2 protein-coding genes are annotated in these 2,487 nt (G+C 38.7%); one reads left to right on the top strand and one right to left on the bottom strand.

Annotated elements, in window-relative coordinates; translation table 11 throughout:
- The coding region (locus LC574_RS35540; RefSeq protein WP_229458321.1) for a CHAT domain-containing protein at positions 1 to 2,339 on the bottom strand (2,339 nt) is incomplete at its 3' end.
- A 56-nt stretch (positions 2,340 to 2,395) separates the two neighbouring features.
- Between LC574_RS35540 and LC574_RS39500 the strand changes: the two genes are divergently transcribed.
- On the top strand, positions 2,396 to 2,487 hold a 92-nt coding region (locus LC574_RS39500), incomplete at its 3' end, for a hypothetical protein (protein WP_368736775.1).

Genomic DNA, 2,487 nt, shown 5'->3' on the forward strand with positions numbered 1-2,487 from the left:
TGAAAGTTAAGCAATTTGATAGTTAATTGAGCACGCTGGAGTGCTTGGGCTTTACTGATCCCAGTATTTAAGTTTCGATAAAACTCACTCATAAGTTTAGCAGTCCATTGGTCGTCCACTGACCATAAACTTGCTAGCGTACTGCGTGCGCCTGCTCGTACAGCTATGCCAGCTAATCCTAAAGCAGCTCGCTGATCGCCAAGAGCAGTTTTGCAAGCACTCAAGACAAGTAACTCGATGTTACCAGACCTACTTCTATCGCCAACTCGTAATAAACTATCAAATTGCTTAACTTTCAGTAGCTTATCCCAGGTGAGAAGAAAAGTTCTTTCGGGATCTGAACTAAACTCACCGTGAGTTGCTAAGTGAATTATAGAAAATGGAGTTGTAAGCAATTGTTTTTGCAGGTTGCTGTCGAGAAACTGCTGATTTAACAATTCTTCACTTCTAGGAACCTCAGTTTGAATTTCTTTGAGTTCCCGTGCTACATTTTTCAGGGCTGAAAATTTTTGACCTTCTATAGAACGCGCTTCTCCTACTCCGGCAGTTAAAGCATTTAACTGTACTTTTTGCAAAGGTTTAGGATTAAACAATTGTAAACCAGGAGTTAAAGCGATCGCATATTTCTCCATAAGATATTTATTTTGCTGCGGGTCGTAAAGAACCCCCATCGGAATATTTCTTAATTCCCCATCCAGTACAAAAACTAAAGTATTAATACCACTTTTGGATAATTCAGTTTCGGCTGGTCGAATTAACCAGTCATATATTTTTTGGGACTGTTCTTTCACTTCATAAGTGCCAGCGACATCTGTTAAAGATTTGCGTAGTGAAGTAACAGTACTCTCTACTTTTTCTTGAGGTATCTTAGTGGTATAGTGCTGTAATTGTTGATTAGGCAACGTAAGAATAACATCAAAACGGTCTGGCAAAATAACTGAATAGATAACTGCTGCCTTTTTATCCTGCTCCACCACTTTGTCAATCTCTACAATTGGTTCTAAACAAGGTGAACGAAAAAAGTTATTCAGTTCCGCAAGCTGGAGTGACTCAATGACTTTACGTGCTTGTTTAAGATTGGATTGACTACTCTGTTGATCCCCTTGTGTATTCTCTGTTAGCAACTGTAACTCAACTAACTCTCGATAGATAGGTTCTACACTTTCTCGGAAAGAAAACTGAACATCTAAATTAGTAGCAACTAAATCACCACGAAGAGATTCTAAAGTTTTGTAAGCTGTATTATATGCCTTGAGCGCAGCATTGATATTTCCTTGTTGCTTGAGTAAACGTCCTTGCTGCCATTGCCACTGATAGAGAATGTCTGATGCATCAATACTTTGAGCAATAAATAAAGCTTTTGTCGTTAGCTCTAGAGCATCAGCTAACTGCTTATTCTTTTCATACAGACGACCCAAAGTTCCAAGAGCATAAGATTGGGCTTGTTGGTCTTTTAGGCTTTGGGCCTGCTGTACCGCGCTAGACAAGAGTTGGGCAATATTTAAATTTGATAAAATAGGTGTATTGGTTTTCTGTGTTAAATCCATTAAGATAGAGGCGAATTGAATCCGAGCATATATTGAGTTTCGGCTAGGAACCAATTTATTAATTTCAGTCAGAATTTGCTCAGACAAGGATAAAGCTTGTTTAAATGTATGTGCGGCTTCTTTTTTAGAGAAAAATTCTAGAAGTAGGTTAAGTTGATTTAGCTGGGCTTGAATGCGCGTAGTACCTAATGCATTTATAGCCGCTTGCTGATAAAAGTTTAAAGCAACTTGAAATTCTTTTTGACTAAGGTCTGTATTCCCTACCTCATGTTGAGTTTTTGCTTCGGCAGAGGCTGTATTACCTAAACTGAGGAAGGTATCACCTATAGCTTTTGGAGATTTTATAGCTCTTGCTAGAGTTAAACTTTGCTCTAAAACTTTTCGTGATTCATTGAAATCACCAATAACTCGTAGGACATTGCCAAGGCTATCTAGTCCAGCAACTTTGAGCGATGAATCTGGAAGAGTAGTAAGGTTTTGTTGAACTTCAGTTAAAGTTTTTTCTGCTTGGCGATAAAGCCCTAAAGCTTGCATAGCTTGAGCAGAGTTAATTTGATTACGAGTTAGTGTGGCGCGATCGCCTATTTGCTTATATATATCAGCAGCTTTTTGCCAAGTGGACAACGCAATTTCAGTTTCTCCTTGGGCTAATTGTAATTTCCCTTGTACATCTAGAGATTGCGCTATAATTGCAGCACGGTCTTTTGAGTTATCTAAATTCTTTAACAGATTGAGACTTTGGCTAATTGCAAGTTCTGCTTGTGTCTGTTTGCCAAGCTGCTGATAAATCAAGGCAAGATTGCTTAATACTATAGCTTGGTGATGTCAACGGCGATGGTCGTGATGATATTGTCGGTTTTGGAAATAGTGATGTCTATGTCTCTCTAGGTAGAAGCAATGGCACTTTCGGTCCAATATTTGTCGCTCAGGACAATAATTT

It is taken from the genome of Nostoc sp. CHAB 5715, assembly GCF_020829685.1.
Taxonomy (GTDB): domain Bacteria; phylum Cyanobacteriota; class Cyanobacteriia; order Cyanobacteriales; family Nostocaceae; genus Nostoc.